Origin of the sequence: Bradyrhizobium ottawaense, from assembly GCF_900099825.1 — a bacterium.
Classification (GTDB): domain Bacteria; phylum Pseudomonadota; class Alphaproteobacteria; order Rhizobiales; family Xanthobacteraceae; genus Bradyrhizobium; species Bradyrhizobium ottawaense_A.
Map to the genome: position 1 here is coordinate 2414772 of NZ_LT629693.1, position 25167 is coordinate 2439938.

Here is a 25167-nt window from a genome sequence, read left to right on the forward strand (position 1 = left end):
CCCACCAGCAGCGTAGCTCCGGCCTTATCTCGACCCCTCTCTGAAGGAAGCGACACTATGACCACGATTTCTGCGAATAGCGATGTAATGACCCTGATCAACATATTCACGGTTGAACCGGCAAACCAGCAACGGCTCGTTGAACTTCTAACCGAAGCCACGGAGGTTTCAGTGCGTCGGGCGCCGGGCTTTGTTTCTGCCAGCCTCCATCGCAGTACTGACGGGACGAAGGTCACGATGTATGCACAATGGCGGAGCATCGATGATTATCAGGCGATGCGTCAGGATCCTGCCCCACTTCCGTTTCTTCAGGAAGCGCTCAAGATCGCCAAGTTTGAACCCGGCGTCTACGAGGTCGTGCGAACCTTCACACCCGCCGGCGAGCCGAATTGAAGCGACTACGGTTTGTCCGCTTTGCGCCAGAAGCTGCCATACGACAACCGACAAGGTTCAACGCGTTCTACGGTTTCCTTCACGTAATTCGGTAGACCGCATACTCGATCCTGCCAGTCCCAAGCAAGCGGCCTTTGGCAATAAACAGCGACGTGCTCAGCCATTGATAACGCTCCGCCCCTGCATCGAAACGTATCGTCAGACGCATGTACTGGTCACTCCATTCTGTCGGTTGATTTGATTCCGCGGCTTGCTTGAAAGCAAACTCGATTGCCCTCTTGGAACTTCGCATCCTCGACGCTGAGCGCGTTTAGGAAGAGAGTCGCTACCCGCCACGCCCGACCCGGCCAGAACTCTAGCTCTCATGGGACGAGCAGCAGTTTACCGGTGGTCTTGCGACTTTCCATGTGAGCATGGGCCCGCGCCGCTTCCGATAGCGAATATTCGCCGCCAATCCTGATCTTTAGCTTTCCGTCGACGATCCAGTCGAACAGTCGCGCCGAACGCGCGCGGAGCAGTTCGGGCGTGTAGATGTGATCGAAAAAGGTCGCATACCCGATCTTGATGCTTTTCGGCAGGCTCATGATGTCGAGCGGTCCCGGTCCTCCGAGGACGGGGCCGTACCAGCAGAACGTGCCCGACCGGCGCAGCGCGTCGACCGACCCCTGAAAGGTCGTCGGCCCGGAGCCGTCATAGACGACATGCACGCCTTCTCCCTGGGTTAGACGCAGTACCTCCTCGGCGAACCGGCCCTCGCTATCGACAAACACATGGTTGGCACCTGCCTCCTTGGCGGCGGCGACCTTCTCCTCCAACGAGACGCGCCCGATAACATGACCGCCTCGCAGCTTGATGATCTGTGTCAGCAGCAGTCCCACGCCACCCGCCGCCGCGTGGACCAAGGCGATGTCGCCGGGCTGCACCGGATAAAAGTCGGTTGCAAAGTGGCTCGCGGTCAGGCCCTGCATCATCACAGAGGCCGCCGTGCGGTCATCGATCATGTCGGGAACCGGCACGAGCGATGCGGCCGGGATTGCTATCCGCTGCGCATAGCTTCCGGGTGCATAGACCCACGCGACGCGCTGGCCCGGTTCGATGCCCTCGACGGAATCCCCCACCGCCAGTACACGGCCAACACCTTCGACACCCAGAATCTTGGGGTTGGAAACCTCGGTCCAGGCAATGCCCTGTCGCACGCCGATGTCCATGAAGTTGACGCCCGCGAGGGTGATCTCAACCAGTGCTTCGCCACGTCCCGCCACCGGGTCGGGGCGCTCTACACACTCCAGCATCTCGCGGCCGCCCGTGCCGTTCATCACGATAGCTTTCATCGACTTTGCTCCTTTTTTGAACGATCGTTCCGTAATTGGTCAAAAAAGACTATCGCAGTGCCCGCAACGCCATGTCGGCCAGGCCGGTTAGAGTCGCCCGGTCGGCGCCGCCGCGCCCGGCGACGCGAATGCCAGCGATGTTCGCGATCAGAAACTCGGCGATCGCTTTGGGGTCAAGGCTCGTGGCGACATCACCTTCCCGCTGTGCATCGCGAACGCGTGCGGCGATGGCTCCGCGCAAGCTTCTTGCCAGCAGCGCATTGATCTCCTTGAGGTCGGGACGGGCGGCGCCGAACTCATAGATTGAGCTCACGCCAAGACATGGCTGATCGGCCGTCTTAACGACGCGCCTCAGCATCGCGTATATCCCGTCGATAGCACGCGCGCCGCTTCGAAGTGCGTCGAAGTGCTTAGCACATTCGCCCATCCCGTAGCGCCGCGCCGCCGAACAATAGAGCTGCCACTTGTCGCCGAAGGCGGCGTAGAGGCTCTGCCGTCCGATCCGCATCGCATCGACCAGCATCTGGGCCGAGGTTCCCTCGAACCCATGCTCACGGAACACGGCGATAGCACCGTCGACCGCCGCATCCGTATCGAATTCCCGTGGTCTTGCCATAAGCCCTATTTAGCAATACTGGAATGAACGTTCAAGTAATTTATCGAGTGCGGCGCGATCGCCTCAGCGAGCAAAATACGGGGTGTCGTGGCACGGGCGCGAAGGTGCTGCAGCGCCGTCGGTACCGACCGCGCCATCGGATCGCGCATGAAGGCGCCACCCGCGGACTATTTGAGTTGGGTGTTCGCGATCGGCAGGATCGAAGCGACATGCCAACCATTTGCATCTCGAACGAACGTTTGGCTGATTAGAAATGTGTTGTCTTGGGGTGGCTTGCCTGGAAGGCCGCGCGTGAAAACGACGGGTACAAGAATCTGCATGACGTCGTCCGTGATCACGGACGCGCGAAATTGAGACATGTCGGGTTCGAGATGCCAGGTGCCTTCGTAATACTCCCTGAAGCGATCGGCGACCGCATCACGTCCTCTGGTTTCGACACCTCGCGAAAACCAAAGCATGCTTGGCGAATTCCAGAGCATGGCTTTGACATCGTCCGCGTTGTGGGCATTCTGCGCAGCCACAAATTTTGTAAAGAAAGTCCGCGCTTCGGTTTCGTCCTCAGCGGCCGATGCGGGCCCGCCGGAGGCGACTGTCATGATGACAAGGAGAAGTACGGCGCTGGAAGGAATGTGCATAGAGCGTGCAAACCGCCCGCCGTGTCGCAGCGATTACCGAATTGACGTAGTTTGTCATGTTAACCTCGCTTCGTTTCAGTACCGGCTTCGGCCGGCGCGCGTTTGAGCATCATCAAAAGGAGGCGACTCGGTACTGCCTGCGTCACCTACGCGCGCGCACGTGGGCGACGTAGCCGTCCGGACGGACAGGCATTGAAGCGAAATGAATCCTGAACTTTCATAACATCTCCTCAATACTTACGCATCGTTCCGGCGCAGAAACTCGGTAGCCAAAGAGAGAAATTCATCGGCTCCCTCAAAGTAGGCCAGGTGCCCGGCACTGATCCGTTGGTACATTGAGCCGGAAATGCTCGCGGCCAGCTCACGTGTCTGCGTGACGATCTGATCGTGAGCACAGTCGATTACGAGCGTGGGGCTTGTAACGCTTCTGGCTTGTTCGCTTACATCAACCGCCAGATCCAATTCGACCTGACGTGCAATCCCCTCCCAATTGGCGAGAGGCATGTACCCTTTGATCATGTCTTCGATCGTCGAAGCGCCCACGTTCGAAACAAACGCCGGCGTGAGTCCGGAGAGCAGGAGCAGCCTCAGAAATGCGTTGCGGTTGGTCCGGAGCAGGTCAAGCCAGAGCTCGAATTGAAGCTTGAGCCGCGGCTCTGCGCCCCGCGAAAACCCGGCAACCACAATGAGGGACCGGACCAGATCTGCCGAACTGGCTGCAAGCTGAATTGCAATCGCCGCTCCGAGAGAATGGCCGACCAGATCGAACCGGTCCGCACCGGCCGCGCGGGCCACTCCCCTTACTTGGCGAGCAAGTTTCTGCAGGCTAAGCGCACTTCCGTCATCCGTCGTGTCTCCCGAGCCCGAGTAGTCCAAACTGATCACGGTGCGATATTTGCTGAGCGCCCCGATTACCGGGCCCCAATGCGCATCGAGCGCAGCGGTACCGTTTACGAGCACGACAGCAGGACCGCGCCCGTGCAATCGGTATGCGACGCGCGCATCATCGACATTTACTACGCTTGTTGTTGCCACAAATTTACCCTTTCTATCTTTAAATGATGATCGTCATCTGACTGACTGAGATGATACATGACGTGCTTGACGGCAAGTCAAAGCGTCGTGAGGACACTCGGGCAGAGGTGTGACCGTCGTCATCCTGAGCACCTGCCCGCGCAGGCAATCAGGCGGCGAATTCGGTGCTGCCTGCGCCGTCTACGGCGCGCACGTGGGCGACGTAGCCGTCCGGACGGACAAGCATTGAAGCGAATTTGCCGAGCAGACCGTCGTTGGCGCCGGGTGCCAGGCTGACGATGTTGATTGCGTCCCTGACGTGCGTTGCGTTGCTCTTCGCAGCGACTTGCAACAGGGCCCAGCGCCCTTCTTGGAGATAGGGGTAGAGGGTCGCGCGCGAGCCGTCCCTCAACACAAGATCCCCGTCGGAAAGACGATGCCCGCTCACACCTTTCCGATGTTCCCAATTGTGCTCCGCCTTAAACAGCGGTTCTGGATAGGCGACACCAAAACCGGAGAGCTGGTCCGAGAGCTGGCGGTTGACCTCCGGCACGCGAAGAAAGCCGCTGAGCATGCGCCGCAGAGCCAATGCCGGAGGATCAAATGCGGAGAACAGCGCGAATTGCGCAAGCGTGTCATCTTGGAGCGCCTCGCCGATCGGTCTACGTTCTGACTGATAGCTATCGAGTATCTCGTCAGACGCGGTACCGTGTATAACACTCGCCAGTTTCCAGCCGAGATTCATGGCGTCCTGGATGCCGACGTTCATGCCCTGACCGCCCATCGGCGGATTGATGTGAGCGGCATCGCCAGCCAGGAAAATCCGCTCTTTCCGATAGCACTCGGCCAGGCGCGATTCATCTGTGAAGCGCGATATCCAAACAGGATCGCGCGGACGGAGATCCCTGCCGAAAATGCGGGCCGCGCAAGCCGCGACCTCGGCGAGCGATACCGGCTCGGAGGGTGCTGAATAGGGTGACGATGCATCAATGACACCAATTCTGTGGTGAACGCCATCGCCACGTGGCGCGAGAACCAAACCACCAGCCTCGTTGACGAGGGTCAGGACCGGTCTCTCTGGTGGCGCATCAAGCGCAACGTCTGCCAATGTCATTGTATGCCGTGCCGGATGACCGACAAAATCGATGGCTAAGGCTTGCCTTACGATACTGCGAGCGCCATCGGCCCCAGCGGCGTAGCGAGCGGCAAAGCCGAATGGTGTCTCGCCATTCCGGCCCCGTATGATGACGCTGTCGGCATTCTGCTCAACCTGTTCCACAAGGTGGCCACGCCTGATGTCCACGCCCAACTCCAGTGCACGCTCCTCGATGAGCCTTTCGGTCGTCGCCTGCGGCAGGAACAGCGTGAAAGGAAAGCGCGAGTCCAATGTCGAGAAGTCAAGCAGCGTATCCAGCCCTCCGAAGAAGAACCCAGGGTTCGGACGGCCTTGTGAGAGGAAGCGCTCCGCGATCCCACGCAGGGCGAACACCTCCAGGGTTCGACCGTGGAGCGTCAAGGCGCGGGATTGGGTGACGCGTTCGGTGCGCCGTTCCAGCACGAGGACTTTCACTTTTGCCAGCGCCAGCTCACAGGCGAGCCACAGTCCCACCGGTCCGCCGCCAATGACGACGACGTCAAATTCATTGCTCACGATCATCTCTCCACGTATCTTACGATGTAAGATATCTAACGATGTTAGGGAGATCAAGCGGTGGCAGCCGGTGTGGGCATTCAACAAGAGGTGATCGTACGGGCGGCGCTGACCTTGCTTGATGAGGTTGGGCTGGAGGGCCTCACGATGCGGCGACTCGCCACCGCCTTGAAGATTCAGGCGCCTTCGCTGTATTGGCATTTTCCCAACAAGCAGGCATTGCTGGACGGCATGGCGGATGCCATTTTTGGCGCCGTGTCGCTGCCGCGGAATCTCAAGGGCAAGACCTGGGACGTGCGGCTGAAGGCGATTTTCCGTGCCATCCGGAGGGCGTTTCTCGCCCACCGGGACGGTGCTCGTGTCTTCGCCGGTACGTATGTTCCTACCGAGAACGTGCTTCGAGTCGTCGAAGCCATGATGGCGCAAATGCAGGAAGCTGGCGCTTCGCCAAAGCTTTCATCCGACGCAGCCTTCAGTCTCGTCTATTACGTGCTGGGTTTCACGATGGAGGAACAGGGACTGGATCCGCGCACAGGCGGCCCGCTCGATCTCGCGAACCGACAAGCGGAGTTCGCGAACCTTGCCGCAATGAAGTACCCAAGCATCCACGCGGCATTGAACCGTATGTTCGACACCGATCTCGACGATCGCTTCGAAGCGGGACTCGACCTGCTGATCCGCGGACTAAAGACCCGGATCGATACGCGGTCGTAACTCGGTTCTCGCGGACGGACTGGCCATAGCTGTGCACCCCATATTTTAGCTGGGCGCCTTCTTGCACCAGAATGCCGACGGTGCACGGTGCGGCTATCACGATTGCGTTTGCGCCGCAGCCTAGTGAACGCGCCGATCCCGCGGACGGCCGCTTTGCGCCAGAGGACTAAACCGCTCGCGCGGTAGGGCGCTGCGGCTGGCAGCACAGCCAACACGATAGCGCGGCGGGGCGTCCTGTTTTGAGATGAGGGGTTCGCAACCTTCACTCAAAACAGGAGCATCCCTCATGACCGATAAGGCCATAAGCCCGCTGCGGCAGCGCATGATCGAAGACATGACGATCCGCAAGTTCGCGCCGAAGACCCAACATGACTACGTGCAGAGGGTCAAGCACTTCGCCGTCTTCCTCGGCCGCTCGCCCGACACGGCGAGCTTCGAAGACGTACGCCGCTATCAGCTCCATCTGGCGACGAGCGGTGCCGGCGTTCCGACCCTCAACCAAAGCGTCTCGACACTGCGGTTCTTTTTCAAGATCACGCTCGGGCGCGCCGACATCGTGAACCACACCCAGTTTATCCACGTGCCCCGCAAGCTGCCGGTGGTCCTGAGCCCGGAAGAAGTCGCCCGCTTTCTCGATGCGGCACCGGAGCTCAAATACAAGGCGGCATTGAGTGTAGCCTATGGAGCCGGATTGCGCGTGTCCGAGGTGGTCGCGCTGAAGGTATCCGACATCGACAGCAAGCGCATGGTGATCCGGATCGAACAGGGCAAGGGCCACAAAGACCGCTACGTTATGCTTTCGCCGCATCTGCTCGAGCTGTTGCGCGCCTGGTACAACGCGGCACGTCCACAGGGGTGGCTGTTTCCCGGAATGAACCCGGTCAACCCGATGTCAGCGCGCCAGCTCAGGCGCGCCTGCGATACCGCGGCCCAGATGGCCGAGATCGGCAAGCAGGTGTCCCCGCACACCCTGCGACACAGCTTTGCGACGCATCTTCTGGAGCAGAACACCGATATCAGGGTGATCCAGGTCTTGTTGGGACATGCCAAGCTCGACACCACCGCGCTCTATACGCGTGTCGCCACCAAGACCATCCGGGAGATCGTGAGCCCGTTCGATCGCATTACAGCCAAGCTCAGGGAGGGCGCCGAACCGCCCGCCTGAAGCGCGGCGCGTGTCGCGTCCATCGCTGGAGGTCGCGGATATCTTCCGCGGCCACGGCCCGGCATGGCGCCGGGCCAATGCCGGCCATGTCAGCCTCGGCCAACTCAAGGTGATGTCGGCGATCGAGAACTGCCGCACGGCGGCCCTCGGTGGCCATGTCGCGCGCTGCGAGCAGTGCGCGCACAGCCAGATCTCGTACAATAGTTGCCGCAACCGGCACTGCCCGAAGTGCCAGGGCGCGGCAGCAAAGGACTGGCTGGCGGCGCGCGAGACCGACCTGCTGCCGGTGCCGTACTATCATGTCGTGTTCACACTGCCGGCGGCCGTCGCCGACATCGCCTACCAGAACAAGGCTGTCATTTATGATTTGCTGTTCAAGGCATCCGCCGAGACCCTGATCACCATCGCAGCCGACCCCAAGCACCTCGGCGCCCGCGTCGGCATCACCTCGGTCCTCCATACCTGGGGCTCCGCCATGACCCATCATCCGCACGTGCACATGATCGTGCCGGGCGGCGGAATCTCATTCGACGGCGAGCGCTGGGTGGCGTGCCGGCCCGGCTTTTTCCTGCCGGTGCGCGTGCTCTCTCGCCTGTTCCGCCGACTGTTCCTGGAGAAGCTGATCGCGGCCCACAAAGCCGGCCACCTGAAGTTCTTCGGCGGCCACGCCGCCCTCGCTGACGCACAGGCGTTCGTCGCGTATCTCGCCCCATTGCGCCGTGTCGAATGGGTGGTCTATGCCAAGCGCCCGTTCGGCGGGCCACAGGCCGTTTTGGCCTATCTGTCGCGCTATACCCACCGTGTCGCCATCGCCAACAGCAGATTGATTGCCTGCGACCGCAACGGCGTCACCTTCCGATGGAAGGACTATCGCACCGAAGGTCGTGATCGCCAGAAGGTCATGACACTCGGTACCGCCGAGTTCATCCGCAGATTCCTGACCCACGTCCTGCCGCACGGCTTCCACCGCATCCGCCACTACGGCCTGCTCGCCAGCGGCACGCGCGCCGGTAACATCGTCCGAGCGCGCCGATTGCTCGACCCATCAACGGCACAGCCCGAGGCCGCGGATACAAGGCGCGCCGAGACTGAGGAACCCAAGCCGCTATCGCAGCCGTGCCCGTGCTGCGGCGGTCGCATGATTATCATCGAGAGGTTCCAGCGCGGATGCTCACCGCGCACCCGTCCCGCCGCAGCCCCTGCCACGATCAGAATCGACACATCATGATCAGATCACGTTCGATGCAACATCCCAGTGCTGCAGTTCCGCTGCGCCGGCTATCGGTCGGCAATGACCATGCTCGCCGTCGCGCTGCTCACGATAGTCGCCGTCTCATTCCATCACCGCCGCGCAACTCCGATTCTGCTCCTTGCAACCGGCCGACCCGCTTCGTAGCGCCCGCGATCGCCTGCCGAGAAAGCTCCCAACCCACCTCGGCAAAAGACCGGCAGCAGCTAAATCCCCATAGCGCCTGACGCACCACCTCGCCACGCCTCCCGCGGTTTCCTCCCCTGGAGGTTTGCGTACGCCGGCCCCCGTGACCACCGCGCCACCTTCATGGGCCGCCATCCGCAAACCTTCACAGAAGCGGCCAATCCCTCGAGATCTGCATTTGGACCTGCCAACGATCTGGAAGGTTCAAAACGACGGCCCAACTTTCCCTATTTTTTCTGACCAGCCGCGGCCAGAATCAAGTCGGCGACCTGCTTTGAGTTAGAGACGAGGGAAAGGTGGCCAGCATCCAGCTCCACGGTAGTCGCTTTCATGCGTGTCGCCAGGAAGCGTTCTAGGTCAGGCGATATCGTCTGATCGTTCTTCGACACCGCATAGAAGGTGGGTTTGGAGTGCCAGGCAGCGACCGTCGTCCTTTCGCCGAAAAGCGCGGCGGCGGTGGGTTGTTGTTCGGCATAAAGAACTTCTGCCTTCCTGTGCTCGACACCGTTGGCGAAATATTTGAGGAAGGCATCCTCGGAGAGCTTGGTGTAACCGTCGTGATCCTGAACGCCGGCCCGCGCGGGCATGGTGGGAAACTTTCCGGAAAGGGCGACGAAATCTTCCCCGGCGTCGGGTGCGCGCGCGGCGATATAGACGAGCGCGGTAACGTTCGGATCGATCCCCGCTTCGCTGACGAGGGTGCCGCTCCAGGAATGTCCGACCAGCACGGTTGGACCATCCTGCAGCGCCAACGCGCGCCGGGTTTCAGCGACGGCCTCGGCAAGCGACGTGAGGGGATTTTGGACTGCCGTGACATGCATGCCGGCCGCCTGAAGGCGTGCGATGACCTCGCTCCAACTCGAGCCATCCGCCCACGCACCGTGGACAAGCACGATGTTGCGTGCCTTGACAGGCGCAGCCGTTTGCGCGCGCGCTCCCGTTCCACCGAGGATTCCTGTGAGCATGCAAACGGCTGCCGTCGCGATTATTCGTGATAACATCCTCATCGATCAAACTCCGAAGTTAGATTTCCGTGTGAGCGTCGTGCTCATCAACGTATTCGCTTACAGGCAGGCGAATGTTACGCGACGCTGCGATTGCAGCCGGTTTTGAGGGGCTCTTCACGACTATTTCAGTTGGGTGTTTGCGATCGGCAGGATGGAAGCGATATACCAGCCATTTGCATCGCGAACGAACGTTTGGCTGATTAGAAACGTGTTGTCTTGGGGTGGTTTGCCTGGAAGGCCGCGCGTGAAAACGATGGGGACAAGAATCTGCATGACGTCGTCCGAAATCGTGGCTACGTGAAATTGTGACATGTCGGGTTCGAGATGCCATGTGCCTTCGTAATATTCCCTGAAACGAGCGGCGACCGCATCGCGTCCTCTGGTTTCGACGCCGCGCGAAAACCAGAGCATGCTGGGCGACTTCCAGAGCATGGATTTCACATCGCCCGCGTTATGCGCATTCTGCGCAGCCACGAATTTTGTAAAGAAAGCCCGTGCCTCGGCTTCGTTCGCGGCAGCGGATGCGTGTCCGCCCGATGCGACCGTCATGACGACAAGGAGGAGTACAGCCCTGACCGAAGGATAGCGCATGGAGCGTGCAACCTGCCGCAGTATCGCAGCGATTGCCGAATTGATGTAATTGGTCATGTTAACCTCGCTTCGCTTCAATGCCGGCTTCGGCCGGCGCGTTTGAGCATCATCAGTGCTGGTTGATCCAGATAGCGGCCGCCGCGCGGCTGGAATCTGCGGCATTCGCTGAAACGTCCCGCCGGGAGGCGGGGTCCACCTTTCGGTCAAGCGGCGTATCGCGCCGCCAGCGTGCCATTCATTAGGCTGCCGACGAGCGCCTGGCGCGTCTTCTGGTGGTCATCCCAGACGGCCTGTTCAGGCAGCGAGGGGAAAACCCAGGACTCGCCCCGATCCAGGCCCTTCAGCGCCGCATCCACCAGCTGTTGCGGCTTCATCACCGCGCCGGCCGGAAGATTGCTGACAGGCAGTCCGGCCTTGTTCCAGAAATCGGTGTCGACCGCCGGCGGAATGACCACCTGCACAAGGACGCCTTTGCCTGCGACCTCGCCTTGCAAGGCTTGCGAAAAGCTCACGACGTAGGCTTTGGAAGCATTGTAGACGCCGAACTCCGGCCACGGATGGAAGGCCAGCACGGATGCGATATTGATGATGGAACCGGCGCCGCGCGCCACGAAGCCGGGGAGCACTGCGTGGGTCAGACGAGTCAACGCGGTAATATTGACTGCGGTCGTCTCATCCAACGCTGCAGAACTCAGCGTGGCGAACGGGCCGAAGCTTGCGACGCCAGCGTTGTTGACGAGGGCGGTGATCGCTGGATCGCTCGAGATCCGCGCCTCGACGCGCGCCAGATCCTTCGCCTCGGCGAGGTTGGCGACCAGGGTGTCCACTTTGACATCTGCTTTTTGCTTGACCGCCTTGGCAACCGGATCGAGCGTTTTCTGTTGACGGCCGGCGAGGAGAAGATCGTATCCCCGTTCGGCCAACCCGGCGGCGTAAAGCGCGCCCACACCGCCCGTCGCTCCGGTCACCACGGCCGTTCCTTTTCCATCAGACACTTGAGGTCTCCTATTGCTGATTTCGTAATAGTAGCATATGCCACTTATTATTGGTGGTATATGCCACTGATGCAAGTCGGCTTCAGGGACATCATCGAAAGGTGAAAAGGCGTGATCGCGCCGCGAGGACCGCTGGCGCAGGTGAGGGCTGCTGGCATATGCCACTACTTCCACGCCGTTCCCGGAGCGCTATATTCATATTGTCATATTGTGACTACGGAGATCGGTCGTGAAAAACGACATTAAGCCCCGCGCGCCCAAGACCACTGCAGGAGCGGAAATGCTGAGCTACTGCAACAACGCTTCGCTTCGCAAAGCCGCCCGACGTCTGGGAAAGCTCTACGACGCCGTGCTGGAACCAAGCGGCCTGAAGGCAACCCAGTTCAGCTTGCTCACGCAAATTTATGATCTCGGCAATCCGACCATGGCGGAGTTCGCCAAGAGTCTGCTGATGGATTTATCCGCCATGCGCCATTCCCTGGGGCCGCTGATCCGGGATGGCCTTGTCTTGCTTCGGGGCGACGCAAAAGACCGCCGGGTCAAGCGAGTGGTTCTCACGGGCGCAGGCGTAGCGAAATTTAAGGAAGCCATGCAGCTGTGGCGAAAGGCGCAAGGCCGCTTTGAAAAGGCGTTCGGATCCGCGCGCGCAGCGAAGCTCCGCTCTGAGTTGAAGCTCCTGACCTCCAAAGGATTCGAGGACGCCTTCTAGGCGGCTTCGACAGGCCTCGATCTTGGAGCGCTATGTCGGCTTCTGGCCGCTTATGTTCGACAACGATCTCGACGATCGCTTCGAAGCTGGAATCGACCTGCTGATCAGCGGGCTAAAGGCCCGGATCGATATCCGGTCGTAGTTCGCCTCTCGCGGATTCCACGACAAGCTCCGTGATAACCCTGATCAGTTTGTTGACAGTTGAGCCGGCAAACCAGCGCCGGCTCATTGAACTTCTAATCGGAGGGCGCCGTCAGCTTCTCCTTGCCCCACCCCTTCCCTCCATCGGCTCCGCCGCGGCACAGGCCGCGTTGTTCGCCGACTTCCTCGGTACTCTGGGCGAGGTCCGACTTCTCCGCATCGTGCATCACGGGCTTCGGCCTCCGGCCTTCCCCGTGCGGCCCCAGGCTCGGCAGCCCAGGGCAATGCGGAGATATCCCGGTTCCCGCGCAGAAGATGTGCGCACATGCCAGGGTCTCAGAGGGCGCGGAGCCGATCGGGCACTCGCGATCGCGTGCCCGACCATATTGCCTTCTGCCGGAACGAGGGCATCGGCACTCCGAATGATTGGAATTTCGCCGCTCAATGGCTGGCCTATGCGTTCCCCTGTCAACGCTTCACGCGTCGCCTCGCGACGACCCGCGCATGACTCGGGGCCGGTGTGGATCGCTACTCCTTCCGTGAAGGACTTGCACCTTCTGTCTCCTGCCTATCCCGGCGGACCGTTCCAGTCCATCATGAGGAAGTTTGAGCTAGTGGTTAGAATCTGACACTTGATGCTCGCGCAGAGACGCCACCGGAGGTCTATGTGTCGTCGCTGCGCCCATGCCAGCTGGCAGACGTTCCGAATGTCTCTGGAGATGGATTGCCGACCCAGGTACCTGCGTGCCTCGGCCAGAATTGCACCGTGGAGGATGCTGACAGGAGCTGACAGCACGTGCGGTTAAGGTCGGGGCTCCGAACACGGGAGTAGAGAGATGCGTGACCCTGCCTATGCTGCGTTTTCCGCGCTCGATCCTTTCTTTGACATCGTTAGGCAGGGCCTGGCAGGCCTTATCGACGGTGATCACTACTTCGACACGATCGCTCCCGATGCGGTGTTCGAGTTTCGGTATCGATTTCCGGGCTACCCAACAAAGGTCGTAGGCCGTGAAGCCCTTATGGCTCTGTATGCGGGTTACGGAGAGGGTATGGCGTTGCATGGCGCAGACGCGCTCGTGGTGAACATTTCCCAGACTCCCGGCGTCGTCATCCTCGAGTGTGAAGTTCAGGGCAACGCGGTCGGCTCCGGCAAGCTCTATGAAAACCGCTTCATCTCGGTTGTCACGATTGAAGATCGGAAGATTGTAGGTTGGCGCGACTACATGGACTCGCTGGCGGCGATGTCCTCACTTACCTAGTGGATTGCCTTTTCGGTCCGGTCCTTCGTGAGCCAGTTTTGGGTAGCTCCAGCGAACGAGAGCCAAACTGATCCGCTTTGAATAGAGCTCAATGGCCGCCAACACCAGCCATTCAACAAGAATGCTTCCGTTGCCGGATGCGCCGTTATTGACAGATCAGTCCAAATTAGCTAACCACGGCCATGGCAAGGCCAAGGGAATTTGACCGCGATGCAGCCGTGCAACGGGCGATGTCCGTTTTCTGGCGGAAGGGCTATGCTGCAACTTCTACGGACGATCTGCTGCGTGCAATGAATATCGGCCGGCAGAGCATGTACGACACGTTTGGCGACAAACACCGCCTTTATCTGGAAGCGCTTGAGCGATATCAGCGAGAGAGCGTTGCCGAGAACATCAGGCGACTGCGATCGACCGCTTCGCCGCTGGCCGGCGTTGAAGCGCTTGTTATCGGCATCATTGCTTCAGATAAATCCACGCGCGAGAGGGGCTGCATGTGTGTCGGCTCCATCTGCGAATTCGGAAACACCGACACCGACCTGGCAGCACTGCGCGCCAAGAGCGGTGGCGCGCAGCACAAGGCTCTGACCGAGCGGCTACGGCACGCGCAAGCGGCAAACGAGATCGGAGCGAATGTCGATATCGAGCGTGCCGCGCGCTTCGTGGAAACAACGATGTTCGGACTCCAGGTCGCAGCAAAGGCAGGAGCTTCTCTTCAATCTCTGCGCGACACGGCCGCCTTTGCGATCGCAAGTTTGAGAAATCAGTAGTTTCGCGGCAGTGCTGCGAGCATCGGCCTGGACAATTTTGGACTTATTAGTCAATAACGGAGAGAGCATATGTATAACGAACCTACGCTAATCGATAAGGTCGCCCTTGTTGTTGGGGGCTCTCGGGGCATTGGTGCGGCGATCGTGAGGCGACTTGCTGCGAACGGCGCGTCGGTTGCGCTGACCTACGCCAACTCGGCGGAGAAGGCGGCCGAAACCGCCCGCGCGGCGGTAGCGCATGGCCAGCCCGTGATCGCGATCAAAGCCGACAGTGCCGATCCAAAAGCCGTCGTGGATGCGGTGGCACAGACGATCGCACGCTTTGGCCATCTGGACATTCTGGTGGTCAATGCCGGGATCTTAATACGCGGCACGGTGGACAAGTATGATCTTGCCGACTTCGATCGTATGATCGCGACGAATGTGCGTGGCGTCTTCGTCGCGATCCAGGCATCGTGCCCCCATCTCAGGGAAGGCGGACGGATTATCACAATCGGCAGCAATACGGCTGTTCGAACTGTATTCCCGGGAGCAAGCGTTTACTCGATGACAAAGGGCGCTGTTGCCTCGCTGGTGCGGGGCATCGCTATCGACCTCGCGCCGCGCGGGATTACCGTCAATAACGTCCAGCCCGGACCCACCGAAACAGACATGACAGCTGCTTACGCCGAGATGGTGAAGCCACTGGTGCCCCTCGGACGCTTGGGCAAGCCTGAAGAGATTGCGGGACTCGTGGCCTATCTCGCAAGCCCCGAGGCCGGATTCATTACCGGCTCCAGCCAGACGATAGACGGTGGTTATGTCGCATGACGTACCAAGTCTAGAGACTAACGATCTCCGCGACGTTCTAATTCGAACGGGAAATAGTTGCGTTGAGTACACGCGCGATCGAGCGCCGACGGCCGCTTTGCGCCATGAGCGGTCGCTCCATAACCACGCATTGCGCTAACTGCTTGAGCCCGCCCTCCGTGAACTTATGAAGCGTCCGGCGCTTCTCGCCAGATTCCGGTCGGATCAGATTCGCAGGTTCAAATTGCGGACCAGCAATGTTACGGTTGTAGTTTCGGCGACGATGTCGTGTGCAAGCTGCGCGCGGCGGGACACCTGATGGTGTGGAATAGGACGCGCAACCAAGATGCCAGCATCCACGGAGGTACGGAGCTCGAACTTCGAGAGGCATTAAGCAGCGTGCCCCGCTCCGGGCGGCTATTTTGTTGCTATTAAGAGTACCGCCAATTGCTATCGATTTCCTATGGCGCCCTCGTCAAATGATCCAGCTCAATCCGTTTTGAAGGACCCTCCCTGCGGGCCCGGAAACAGGAGCGGGTCTTGTCGCGTCGAAAAATGGTGTCTGGGGTTGCTGTTGTGGTCGGACTGCTTCTGACGGGCGGCCCTCCCGCCCTCGCTCAATCCACCCCGCGGCCGGAGCAGGACGGTATGCTCAAGAATGGCCCGCCGGCCTGGGACGCCAATCGCGACGGCGTCTACACCTGCCAGGAATGGAAGAGCCTTGCTGACCGGCTTTTCACGTCGGCAGACCGAAACCGCGACGGAAACCTTGACCCGTCCGAGTTCGCCACCGTCCAGAAGGCTGACGCAGCATTGGCAGACGCAGACTTCGGTTATTTCGATGAAAACCAGGATGGCAAGATCACGCGCAAGGAGTTTGTCGACAAGCCGAGTGCGTTCATCCTGCGCTTCGACAGCAACGGCGACTGCCGCGTCACTGGCGATGAAATCAGAGCGGCGAATGCGCCGAAAGGTCCACAGGGCCCGGCGGACCGTCCGCGCGACAGGTTTCACTGAAAAATGGAAAACTCCGCTGCCGTGAACCGCATCGCAATCGCCCTCGCCGCGATCGCGATGACAATTGCCGGAATCGGTAGCGGTCCCGCGAATGCAGAAAATCCGGACATCAGCCGTCGGCGGGCTTCCGAGCGTACCGAATTTACCAATGACGAGATCAAGGACGGCTTTTTCAAAATCGCCTTGAACGCAGAGTTGCAGCTCGGCGCACCGGCCGAACGCGTGCGCAAGTTCGATGAACCGGTCCGAATCTTCGTGGTCAGCAAGGGACTGCCCGACCGCCGTCGGGAGATATCAACCATCGTCCAGGACATTCGGGCCCGCGTGAACCACCTCGACGTGGCCGTCACGAACAACCGCCAGTCCGCAAATTTCGTCGTCACACTTGTCCCCGATCGCGACTTCAACCGGACCATTCGCGCGCGTTACGGAATCGGCAAGGCTGCGCAAATTCAACAATCCCTGAATCCGCAATGCCTTTCCGGTATCGGCAAGGACGAGCGCTACCGGATCCGCCGGGCCGAGGTGATCCTCCCGATCGATGCAGGCGAATTCACCTTCTATGACTGCGCCTACGAGGAAATGCTGCAAGCACTCGGCGCCATCAATGACGACCGCTCGGTTCCCTGGACCATGTTCAATGACGACGTCCAGATGGGTTTCTTCGATGTCTACGACCAGTATCTCCTCAACGTCCTGTACGACCCGCGTATCCGACCGGGTATGACCAGAGACGACGTCAATGCACTCCTGCCCGACGTTTTAGCGACAGCGCGAACATGGGTGACCGACGCCAATTCCCCGCGTCAGGCCGACGGGCGCGGCGGACCAGGCCGCAGATCTGGCGCCCGCGGCGACTGATTCATTGCTGCGGTCTACGAATGCACAGACCAGCCCCCGCAGAACCGGGGCGAACTAACGATAGGCGCGCCCGGGCGATGCGGTCCTCGCGGACGAGGAGTATTCGGTAATCCCGATTTCGGGGCTACGCGCCTGGCGAACGGTCCGCATGTGAGAAACAGAAGCGACCTGGCTGGGGTGACCGTATTTCGAAGGCGCGCTGGCTGAAGCGCCCGCCTCGGCACGGGTGGATGCCAGCAGAGCTGCGGCAAGTACCGCGAGCGATACCGTGATGGTTGCTTTATGCATTCCAGCCTCCATTTGGTTTGAGACAACACAAACGGAACAGGCTCTGGTTTTCGCTTTCGACGTTTCCTGGCGACGACTCTGTCCGCCGTCTTGTTGTCCCTGAAGATAGAGTTGATCCGCTTTTCCAGGGAGCGCAAGAATCAAACTTGCGATGCACGAAAGATCAGCAAACCGGAGAGGCGCCGAATAAGACGGCAAAAGCGTATCAAGGGTGACGGGCCACGGCATGCTGCATTGCGGTGACAGCCACGTCTTTCGCCGCGCCCGCGGTCATCTCTTCTTGCGCAAGAAGAAGTTCTGAAACGCGGCGATGGCTTCCGGTGAGCGCATCCGCTCGCCGAAGAAATGATCTTCCTGACCGATCCGGCGGACCAAATCCTCGGTCGGCAGTTTCAACAGTTGGCGGGAAATTGCGACCGCGTCCGCCGGCAGCGCGCATATCTCGCGCGCCACTTTCCGGGCCTCGACGACGGCATGGCCGGGCGAAACGATCATGTTGACGAGACCCGCCTCGCGGGCGTCTTCGGCGGTCATCGGCCGGCCCATCACCAGCATGGCGAAAGCGCGCTGATGGCCCACCATTCGCGGCACCAATAGGCTGGTGGCTCCGTCCGGAACCAGACCGTACTGGATAAAGGGCGACGAGAACGATGCTGTCGTGCTGGCGACGACGTAATCGCAATGGAATACCATGGTGGTGCCGATGCCAATCGCAATGCCATCGACCGCGGCGATGATCGGCTTCCTGTTGTTGACAAGCGACTGCAGGAAGATCACGGCATTCCTCGGCCGCGCCACATCGTGTTTTTCGGTCGCAGCCTGCAGAAAATCGCTGATGTCATTTCCTGCCGTGAATACCCCCGAGCGGCCGGTCAGGATGAGGCAACGGATTGTGGGATTGGATTGGGCGCCGTCGATCGCATCGCTCATCGCAAGATACATCTCTTGGGTGAGCGTGTTCTTCTTTTCCGGACGACGCATCGTTATCGTGCGGGTAGAGTCCTCATCCTCGACAATGATGTGCTCACTCATGGTATTCTCCGGAATATGAGGCCGCCCGCAAATGCCACTCCGCCTCCGACAGCTGGGGCTTGCCAGGACAACGCCTCCTCATCTGTCGCAGTTCGTTCCTAGTCTGATTTTTTCGTGCTCTTTCCTGGTTCAGCCGGTCGAGCGATGCCCCACGGATCGTATTTCCGGTGTGGGACAGGTATGCGATCCAGCGCGGCCTTGTAGGCCTTTTCATCCACCTCCGGCTTCTTTTCAACGAGCGGGCCGCCATGGTTCGCGCTCTTTTTGGGGCTGGTGAAGCCCTGGGGATAGGCCGGGAGAGTGAACGACGAAACGACAGCCGCGGCCGCAGCGAGAGTTCTGATCGCTTTCCTTCTGCCGGCCATGGGCTTCTCCCCGTTTGCGATGCATCATTGCCCGGACGGCGTACGAACGCCGTGCCACGCATCCCGCACCTGGTGGTAATGAACTTCCGGCAAATAATCCGGCGTGTTGAGATTGAGGGTGTGGACGTCAAGCCGACCGACCGCGCTGAGCAGCGTATAGGAAGCGATCACCCGGTCGCGCTGCGCCAGAATTAGCCTGGACCGGGCTGCAGTCAGATCCTGCTGCGCGTTGAGGACGTCGATCGTCGTGCGTTGTCCGCCTGCCGCCTCACGGCGGACTCCCTGCAGCGCGATATCGGCCGCGCGCACTTCGGATTGCACCGCCGTGAGGGCGATCTTGGTTCCCTCGTTGGATACCCAGGCGCTGACCACCGCCGTATTCGTCTGGTTTCTGACCTGCTCCAGCACCAAACGGCTCTGCGAAGCCAGTTCCTTGGCCTGCCGGGTCTGCGAAGCCGCGGTACCGCCGTCATAGATCGGCACGTTGATCTGGCCCAGGATCGAGGCTTGATCGGTGCCGAACGTGCTGAGCGTCGAATCCGACTGCTTGGTCCGGCTGGCGTTCGCCTGAACCGCCACGGTCGGCAGAAGGCTGCTCTCCGCGACTTTGATCGTGGTCTGAGCAATGTCGACATCGTAGCCGGCGCCAAGAACGGCGGGATGCTCGTGGGTCGCGGTTTCGGTGGCGCCCGCAAGTGCAATCGGCGACAGTCGATCGACCGGCGCGGCCGGAATCAGTTGAGACGGGGATTCCCCGATGACCTGGGTGTAGGTTGCCTTGCTGATCGCGAACACGACTTCCGCCGCGTTGAGGTCGGCAAGCCCTCGGCTCAATCGCGCTTCCGCTTGCGCCGTATCGGTGGGCGTGACGTCGCCGGCATCCAGACGACGCTTGGTCGTGGCCTGGATCTCGCGCAGGACAGCGACGTTGGTACGCTGCGCCTCGACCAGCGCCTGGTTGGCGAGCACGTTCATGTAGGCCGTTACGGCATCCAACAGCACGCCCTGCCCGGTGTTCCGCAACGCCTCGCGACCGGACTGCACCTGAAATTCCGCAACGCGAACGCTATTGGCGGTCTTGAAGCCATTAAACAAGACTTGTGAAACCGTGACGCCGATCGTCCAGGGACGCAGCGTGTCGCTCTGCACTGTATTGTCAGGCAGCAGGTTGCGAACCGCCTGCAGCCCGGCGCTCAGGCTCGCCACGATCTGCGGCCGATAGCCCGCGAGCGCCTGCGGCACATTTTCGTCGGTGCCGCGTTGCCGGGCCCGATCCGCATTGAGCTGCGGATTGGACTGGTAGGCCTTCACCAGGGCGTCCGGCAAGCCTTCCGCGGCGCAGGAAGCGACCGCAGCCCCGTACGCGAGCGCAATAAGGCAAAGCAGCGGCCCGGTGAACCGGAGCCCCCGCCTCTGCAAAACCGATCCGCATTCGGACGCGACCTCACTCACCACTCACCTCGACCATCATTCCGCGGGCGCCAGATGGCCTTCACCGGCCAGGCCCGGCCGTGTTCGACGCGAGAACATCGAAATCAGCGCCGGCAACGTGATGAGGATGACGACAGGCGCCAGCATCATGCCGGCCACGACCACGACCGCCAGCGGCTTCTGAACCTGCGATCCGATCCCCGACGAGACCGCCGCCGGCAGCAGGCCGATGCCCGCGACCACGCATGTCATCAGCACCGGACGCAACTGCAACTCGCCGGTGCGCAGGATCGCCCTGCCCCGCTCCATGCCCTCGTCGATCAGCTGGTTGTATTGCGAGATGATGATGATGCCGTCCATCACCGAGATACCGAACAGCGCGATGAACCCGATGGCGGCGGAAACGCTGAACGGAATTCCGGTCAGCAGCAGCCCGAGGATGCCGCCGAATACCGCCATCGGGATTACGCTCATGGTCAGAAGCGTGTCGACGACGGATCCGAAATTGAACCAGATCAACAATGCGATCAGCGCCAGGCTGATCGGCACCACGATCGACAGCCGCTTGATGGCGTCCTGCAGATTGCCGAACTCGCCAACCCATTCGATGCGCGAGCCCGCCGGCAGCTGGACCTGGGCTTCGACCTTCTCCTGGGCTTCCCTGATGGCGCTGCCAAGGTCGCGCTCGCGCACGGAGAATTTGATCGGGAGGTAGCGCTCCTGTTGTTCGCGATAGATGTACGCGGCACCCGATACCAGCTTGATCGACGCCACTTCGCTCAGCGGAACCTGCGTGATGCCGTTCGGCCCCTGCGCCCCGATCCGCAAATTCTGGATGGCTTCTGCGCTTCTGCGGTACTCCGGCGCCAGGCGCACGATGATCGGGAAATGCCGATCGCTACCGGGCTCGTAGAGGTCGCCCGCGCTGTCACCGCCGATCGCGGTCTTGATCGTCGTGTTGATATCTCCAGGCGACAGCCCGTATCGGGCCGCCCGGGCGCGGTCGATGTCGATCTGAATCGTGGGCTGGCCAAGCGAAGTAAAGACCGCGAGATCGGTCACCCCCTGCACGGTAGCGAGGACGGACTTGATCTTGTTGGCGGTATCGGTAAGCGCCTGCAGGTCGTTGCCATAGAGCTTGATCGAGTTCTCGCCCTTCACGCCGGACACCGCTTCCGAAACATTGTCCTGAAGATATTGCGAGAAATTGAACTCGACGCCGGGGAAGCGGTCCTGCAAGCGGCCCAGCAGTTTGCTCGTCAGCGCGTCCTTGTCCTCTCCGTCAGGCCATTGCTTCATCGGCTTGAGTGGTGCGAAGAACTCCGCGTTAAAGAAACCGGCCGCATCGGTGCCGTCATCGGGTCGGCCGTGTTGCGAAACCACTGCATCCACTTCCGGCAACTCGGCAATCAGTTTGCGCATCTCGTTGACGTAGGAATTGCCTTCCTGCAGCGAGATCGTCGATGGCAACGTCGCCCGGATCCAGAGATTGCCCTCCTCAAGCTTCGGCAGGAATTCGAGCCCCAGCAGCCGCACGGCGACGACGGTCATCACGACCAGCGCCGCCCCGCCCGCCAGCACGATCCGGCGGTGGGCGAGCGAGCGCGCCAGCACCGGCATATAGATGCGATGCAGAAACCGCATGATCAGGGTTTCGGTCTCCTCGACATGCGCCGGAAGAATGATCGCGCTCAGCGCCGGCGTGACAGTAAACGTTGCGAGCAGACCGCCCGCCAGCGCATAGGCATAGGTTCGTGCCATCGGGCCGAAAATGTTGCCCTCAACGCCACTCAAGGTGAACAGCGGCAGGAACGCCGCAATGATGATGGCCGCGGCAAAAAAGATCGACCGCGACACATCGACCGCAGCGCTCAGGATCGCGTGCTGCTTCATGTCCCGGACGGTATGCGCCGAAATTGCGGCCTGCTCGCTTTCCGACAACTTGGTGGTATGCGACAGGCGCCGAAATATCGCCTCGACCATGATGACGGTCGCATCGACAATTAAGCCGAAATCGATCGCGCCGACGGACAGCAGATTGGCCGACTCGCCGCGCAACACCAGAATGCCGACCGCGAAAAACAGTGCAAACGGAATCGTCGCGCCAACGATGAGAGCGCTGCGCAGATCGCCGAGAAACAGCCATTGCAGGAACACGATCAGCGCGATACCGACCACCATGTTCTCCAGCACGGTGTGCGTCGTGGTCTCGATCAGATCCTTTCGATCGTAAATCCGCTCGATCCTGACCCCGGGTGGAAGGATGGTGGAGTTGTTGATACTCGCAACCAGCGCCTCGACGCGGGCGATCGTCGGCGAACTCTGCTCGCCACGGCGCATCAGGACGATGCCCTGGACGATATCGTCGTCCTGGTTTTCGCCGGCAATTCCGAGCCGCGGCTGCTCGCCCACGCTGACGCTGGCGACGTCCCTGACCAGAACCGGCGTACCATTGTTCGACGTGACCATGGTGTTGGCGAGGCTGTCGATGGAACGGATCAACCCGACGCCACGCACGACCGCGGACTGCGCACCAATATTGACGGTGTTGCCGCCGACATTGACGTTCGCATTTCCCACCGCCTGAAGCAGTTGTGGCAAGGTCAACCCGTTCGCCACCAGCTTGTTGAAATCGACCTGCAGCTCATACGTCTTTGTCTTGCCGCCCCAGCCGGTGACGTCGATAACCCCAGGCACGACGCGGAAGCGCCGCTGCAAAATCCAGTCCTGTACCGTCTTGAGATCCAAAACGGAGTAGTTTGGCGGCCCCACCAGCCGATACCGGTAAATCTCGCCGATCGGGCTCAGGGGCGAAATCTGCGGCTGGGCGTTGTTCAAGAGCGGCCCCAGTTGCGACAACCGGTTCAACACCTGCTGCAGCGCCTGGTCATAGGTGTAATCAAACGAGAACTGCAATTTGACGTCGGACAGCCCATACAGCGAAATCGTCCGGATCACCTTCATGTTCTTGATGCCGGCGACCTGGGTCTCCAGCGGAATCGTGATGTACCGCTCGATCTCCTCAGCCGAGAGCCCTGGGCTCTGGGTCACGATATCGACCATCGGGGGTGTCGGGTCCGGATACGCCTCGATGTTCAACTGCTGGAACGCCACAAGCCCGCCGATGATCACGGCAGCGAACAGCCCGACCATCAGAAACTGGCGGTTAACAGCAAGAGCTACGAGACGATCCATTCGATCCGGTTTTCGCGAGAGAACAATTGTGTCGAACTAGCTGCCGGAAGCCGCCCGATCGATGAACAGGCTGCCCCTGGTGACGACCTTCTCTCCGGGTTGCAGGTTGGCCCGCACCTCGACCAGATTGCCGTTGATCAGACCGGTCTGAATCTGGCGAAGCTCGATCGACTTGTCGTCGTGCGTCACCCACAAGCGCACACGGTCGCCTTCGTAAATCAGCGCCTGCTTCGGCACACCGACCGAAGGGTGATCCCCGCCGGCATAGATCGTGACGTTGGCGAACATCTCCGGCTTGAACAGACCGTCCTTGTTGTCGATGGTCGCGCGGACCAGCAGTCGGCGCGTCGCCGGATCGATAGCGGCGGAGACATAGTCGATGCGCGCCTTGAACGTGCGGCCCGGCAGGGCGAGCAATGAGAAACTGACGTCCTGGCCGACGGCAACGCCTGCCGCCTCCGATTCCCGGACAAACGCCGTCAGCCACACCGTCGAGAGGTCGCCAACGATGAAGACGGGATCGATGGCGCCGCTGTTGATGAATTGACCCGGCCCGACCTTGCGCTGGATCACCGTACCGCTGATCGGCGAGTAGATCGGCGTGTCGGCGCTCATCTGCCGGGTCTGCTGAAATGCCGAGATCTGCTCTTCCGAGCGGCCGAGGATTCGCAACCGGTTATGCGCAGCCTCCAGTGCCGTTTCGGCCGAGCGCAGATCGTTCTGCGCGGTCGTCAGATCGGCCTGCGACTGCTGCCAGTCCTTCAGCGGCACCGCCTTGCCGGCGTAGAGATCATTGGCCCGCTTTTCGACGATCTGCGCCAGATTGAGCTTGGACCGCGCCGTGTTCAGGGCGCCCAGCGATGCAATGAAATCATTCAACCCCTGGACCGTATCGGTGGCTTCGATGACGAACAGCGGCTGGCCGCGCTCGACCGCGTCGCTCGGCTTCACCAGGAGTTTCGTCACGCGGCCGGCATAGGGTGAGAAGATCGGCGTCGAACTTTCCTCGTTGACGGCGATCTTGCCTTCCGTGATTCGTTCGGCACGAAACGCCAGCTCCGATACCGGTTCGATCGTCAGGCTTGCCCACTCCGCCGCGGTGGGAACGTAACGAGGCAGCTCGACTTTTGCGGAGTGCGCCGCCTCCGTCGACTTTGCGTGCGGCACAAACATCCGCACGGCGCCAACGACAACTCCGCCGACCAACGCCATCGTCGCAAGGGCGATGGCTGGCCGTCGCAAGTTCCAATTCGCAATCGTGCTCATATTGGAAACGCGCACATTGAATTACACAACCTCGCTCGCGTTGGCGGTACATGCCGGCCAACTTCCGGTTTCTAGTTTTCGACCGGACCGCGCCACATCGGAGATTTCGGACCGCCGTAGTAGCGCATCGGGCCAAATCGAACTGGCCGCAGCAAGCCAAGCTGAACCCGTTTGCCTGACATCTGTCCGTGGCTTCCGGATGCCGCGCCGCGCGCATGCCAATGCCGCCTGCCAGCTTTCGCGGATGCTTCGCTACCGATCCCCACCGTCATCAGGAGCGCTGCGGCCAGGATGGCTAGACTGACTTGCGCGGTACGGATGATCGCATCGGTCATGTCGGGCTCCGAAGAAGACGAGCGCGCACCTATTGGCCTGACCACATCGGAGATTTCGGCCCTCCGTAATATCGCATCGCGCCGCTGCCATCGGCGCGTTCGGGCTTCGTCGTACCGACATCGACGGCGCATCCCGCCGCGACGCTGCATAACGCCGCGACGGTC

General features: G+C 60.8%; 27 protein-coding genes. 10 read left to right on the forward strand and 17 right to left on the reverse strand.

Translation table 11 applies throughout. The features are described from left to right. Positions 1-57 precede the first annotated feature (57 nt). Positions 58-393 carry an antibiotic biosynthesis monooxygenase family protein gene (locus BLR13_RS11170; RefSeq protein ID WP_074824410.1) on the forward strand — a complete coding sequence of 112 codons (336 nt, stop codon included), beginning with the start codon at positions 58-60 and terminating at the stop codon, positions 391-393. Positions 394-472: 79 nt separating this feature from the next. Here the strand turns inward: BLR13_RS11170 and BLR13_RS42580 are convergent, their stop codons facing one another. From BLR13_RS42580 to BLR13_RS11200, 6 genes are all read right to left on the reverse strand, one after another. Beyond that, positions 473-685 (reverse strand): DUF3237 family protein, encoded by a 213-nt coding sequence (locus tag BLR13_RS42580; RefSeq protein ID WP_074824406.1) that lies wholly within the window; start codon positions 683-685, stop codon positions 473-475. 70 nt (positions 686-755) lie between these two features. Beyond that, positions 756-1724, reverse strand: a complete 969-nt coding sequence (locus BLR13_RS11180; protein WP_074824403.1) for a quinone oxidoreductase family protein — start codon at positions 1722-1724, stop codon at positions 756-758. A 49-nt stretch (positions 1725-1773) separates the two neighbouring features. Further along, positions 1774-2340: a TetR/AcrR family transcriptional regulator gene (locus tag BLR13_RS11185; RefSeq protein WP_074824399.1), complete on the reverse strand. Its 567-nt coding sequence runs from the start codon at positions 2338-2340 to the stop codon at positions 1774-1776. Positions 2341-2507: 167 nt separating this feature from the next. After that, positions 2508-2975, reverse strand: coding sequence for a YybH family protein (locus BLR13_RS11190; protein WP_074824396.1), 468 nt, complete (start codon positions 2973-2975; stop codon positions 2508-2510). A 237-nt stretch (positions 2976-3212) separates the two neighbouring features. Beyond that, positions 3213-4010 (reverse strand): alpha/beta fold hydrolase, encoded by a 798-nt coding sequence (locus BLR13_RS11195; RefSeq protein WP_074824394.1) that lies wholly within the window; start codon positions 4008-4010, stop codon positions 3213-3215. Positions 4011-4158: 148 nt separating this feature from the next. Beyond that, a complete protein-coding gene (locus tag BLR13_RS11200) occupies positions 4159-5640 on the reverse strand; it encodes an FAD-dependent oxidoreductase (protein WP_091977460.1) in 1482 nt (493 codons plus the stop codon). Positions 5641-5700: 60 nt separating this feature from the next. Between BLR13_RS11200 and BLR13_RS11205 the strand changes: the two genes are divergently transcribed. From BLR13_RS11205 to BLR13_RS11215, 3 genes are all read left to right on the forward strand, one after another. Then, positions 5701-6354: a TetR/AcrR family transcriptional regulator C-terminal domain-containing protein gene (locus BLR13_RS11205; protein WP_244525148.1), complete on the forward strand. Its 654-nt coding sequence runs from the start codon at positions 5701-5703 to the stop codon at positions 6352-6354. A 286-nt stretch (positions 6355-6640) separates the two neighbouring features. Continuing rightward, positions 6641-7519 carry a tyrosine-type recombinase/integrase gene (locus BLR13_RS11210; RefSeq protein ID WP_074821448.1) on the forward strand — a complete coding sequence of 293 codons (879 nt, stop codon included), beginning with the start codon at positions 6641-6643 and terminating at the stop codon, positions 7517-7519. A 10-nt stretch (positions 7520-7529) separates the two neighbouring features. Continuing rightward, positions 7530-8747, forward strand: a complete 1218-nt coding sequence (locus tag BLR13_RS11215) for an IS91 family transposase (protein ID WP_074814607.1) — start codon at positions 7530-7532, stop codon at positions 8745-8747. Positions 8748-9181: 434 nt separating this feature from the next. Here BLR13_RS11215 and BLR13_RS11220 read toward each other — a convergent pair whose 3' ends face one another. From BLR13_RS11220 to BLR13_RS11230, 3 genes are all read right to left on the reverse strand, one after another. Beyond that, positions 9182-9919, reverse strand: coding sequence for an alpha/beta fold hydrolase (locus BLR13_RS11220; RefSeq protein ID WP_244525149.1), 738 nt, complete (start codon positions 9917-9919; stop codon positions 9182-9184). Positions 9920-10081: 162 nt separating this feature from the next. Beyond that, a complete protein-coding gene (locus BLR13_RS11225; RefSeq protein WP_244525150.1) occupies positions 10082-10609 on the reverse strand; it encodes a DUF4440 domain-containing protein in 528 nt (175 codons plus the stop codon). Between the two features lie 146 nt (positions 10610-10755). Then, complete coding sequence (locus BLR13_RS11230; protein ID WP_074824386.1) at positions 10756-11547, reverse strand: SDR family NAD(P)-dependent oxidoreductase; 792 nt, start codon at positions 11545-11547, stop codon at positions 10756-10758. A 229-nt stretch (positions 11548-11776) separates the two neighbouring features. Between BLR13_RS11230 and BLR13_RS11235 the strand changes: the two genes are divergently transcribed. Then, the gene (locus tag BLR13_RS11235; RefSeq protein ID WP_244525151.1) at positions 11777-12256 is read left to right on the forward strand and encodes a MarR family winged helix-turn-helix transcriptional regulator; all 480 of its coding nucleotides are present in this window, start codon (positions 11777-11779) and stop codon (positions 12254-12256) included. 236 nt (positions 12257-12492) lie between these two features. Here BLR13_RS11235 and BLR13_RS42230 read toward each other — a convergent pair whose 3' ends face one another. Then, positions 12493-12627, reverse strand: coding sequence for a hypothetical protein (locus tag BLR13_RS42230; protein WP_283806914.1), 135 nt, complete (start codon positions 12625-12627; stop codon positions 12493-12495). A gap of 606 nt (positions 12628-13233) precedes the next feature. On the opposite strand from BLR13_RS42230, the gene BLR13_RS11240 reads away from it, so the two are divergent. The 5 genes from BLR13_RS11240 to BLR13_RS11260 all read left to right on the forward strand — a co-directional run bounded on the left by BLR13_RS11240 (position 13234) and on the right by BLR13_RS11260 (position 17090). Continuing rightward, a complete protein-coding gene (locus BLR13_RS11240) occupies positions 13234-13656 on the forward strand; it encodes a nuclear transport factor 2 family protein (RefSeq protein ID WP_074824383.1) in 423 nt (140 codons plus the stop codon). 230 nt (positions 13657-13886) lie between these two features. Beyond that, positions 13887-14423, forward strand: a complete 537-nt coding sequence (locus BLR13_RS11245) for a TetR/AcrR family transcriptional regulator (RefSeq protein ID WP_197679544.1) — start codon at positions 13887-13889, stop codon at positions 14421-14423. A 69-nt stretch (positions 14424-14492) separates the two neighbouring features. Continuing rightward, positions 14493-15233 carry a 3-oxoacyl-ACP reductase family protein gene (locus BLR13_RS11250; protein WP_074824374.1) on the forward strand — a complete coding sequence of 247 codons (741 nt, stop codon included), beginning with the start codon at positions 14493-14495 and terminating at the stop codon, positions 15231-15233. Positions 15234-15752: 519 nt separating this feature from the next. Next, entirely contained in the window at positions 15753-16229 is a 477-nt protein-coding gene (locus BLR13_RS11255; protein ID WP_143039750.1) for an EF-hand domain-containing protein, read from the forward strand. Positions 16230-16250: 21 nt separating this feature from the next. Next, positions 16251-17090 (forward strand): DUF2927 domain-containing protein, encoded by an 840-nt coding sequence (locus tag BLR13_RS11260; RefSeq protein WP_244525152.1) that lies wholly within the window; start codon positions 16251-16253, stop codon positions 17088-17090. Between the two features lie 54 nt (positions 17091-17144). On the opposite strand, the gene BLR13_RS40085 is transcribed toward BLR13_RS11260, so the two are convergent. The 7 genes from BLR13_RS40085 to BLR13_RS11290 form a co-directional block, all read right to left on the reverse strand. After that, a complete protein-coding gene (locus BLR13_RS40085) occupies positions 17145-17378 on the reverse strand; it encodes a hypothetical protein (RefSeq protein WP_143039749.1) in 234 nt (77 codons plus the stop codon). Between the two features lie 270 nt (positions 17379-17648). Beyond that, complete coding sequence (locus BLR13_RS11265) at positions 17649-18410, reverse strand: enoyl-CoA hydratase-related protein (protein WP_074824362.1); 762 nt, start codon at positions 18408-18410, stop codon at positions 17649-17651. A 98-nt stretch (positions 18411-18508) separates the two neighbouring features. Further along, on the reverse strand, positions 18509-18775 hold the full coding sequence (locus tag BLR13_RS11270) for a hypothetical protein (protein WP_091976446.1): 267 nt from the start codon (positions 18773-18775) through the stop codon (positions 18509-18511). 24 nt (positions 18776-18799) lie between these two features. After that, positions 18800-20161 carry a TolC family outer membrane protein gene (locus BLR13_RS11275; protein ID WP_074831640.1) on the reverse strand — a complete coding sequence of 454 codons (1362 nt, stop codon included), beginning with the start codon at positions 20159-20161 and terminating at the stop codon, positions 18800-18802. Positions 20162-20242: 81 nt separating this feature from the next. Beyond that, positions 20243-23401: an efflux RND transporter permease subunit gene (locus tag BLR13_RS11280; RefSeq protein WP_074824359.1), complete on the reverse strand. Its 3159-nt coding sequence runs from the start codon at positions 23399-23401 to the stop codon at positions 20243-20245. 36 nt (positions 23402-23437) lie between these two features. Next, entirely contained in the window at positions 23438-24682 is a 1245-nt protein-coding gene (locus BLR13_RS11285) for an efflux RND transporter periplasmic adaptor subunit (protein ID WP_433994264.1), read from the reverse strand. A 56-nt stretch (positions 24683-24738) separates the two neighbouring features. After that, positions 24739-25002, reverse strand: a complete 264-nt coding sequence (locus BLR13_RS11290; RefSeq protein WP_074824353.1) for a hypothetical protein — start codon at positions 25000-25002, stop codon at positions 24739-24741. Between the last annotated feature and the right edge of the window lie 165 nt (positions 25003-25167).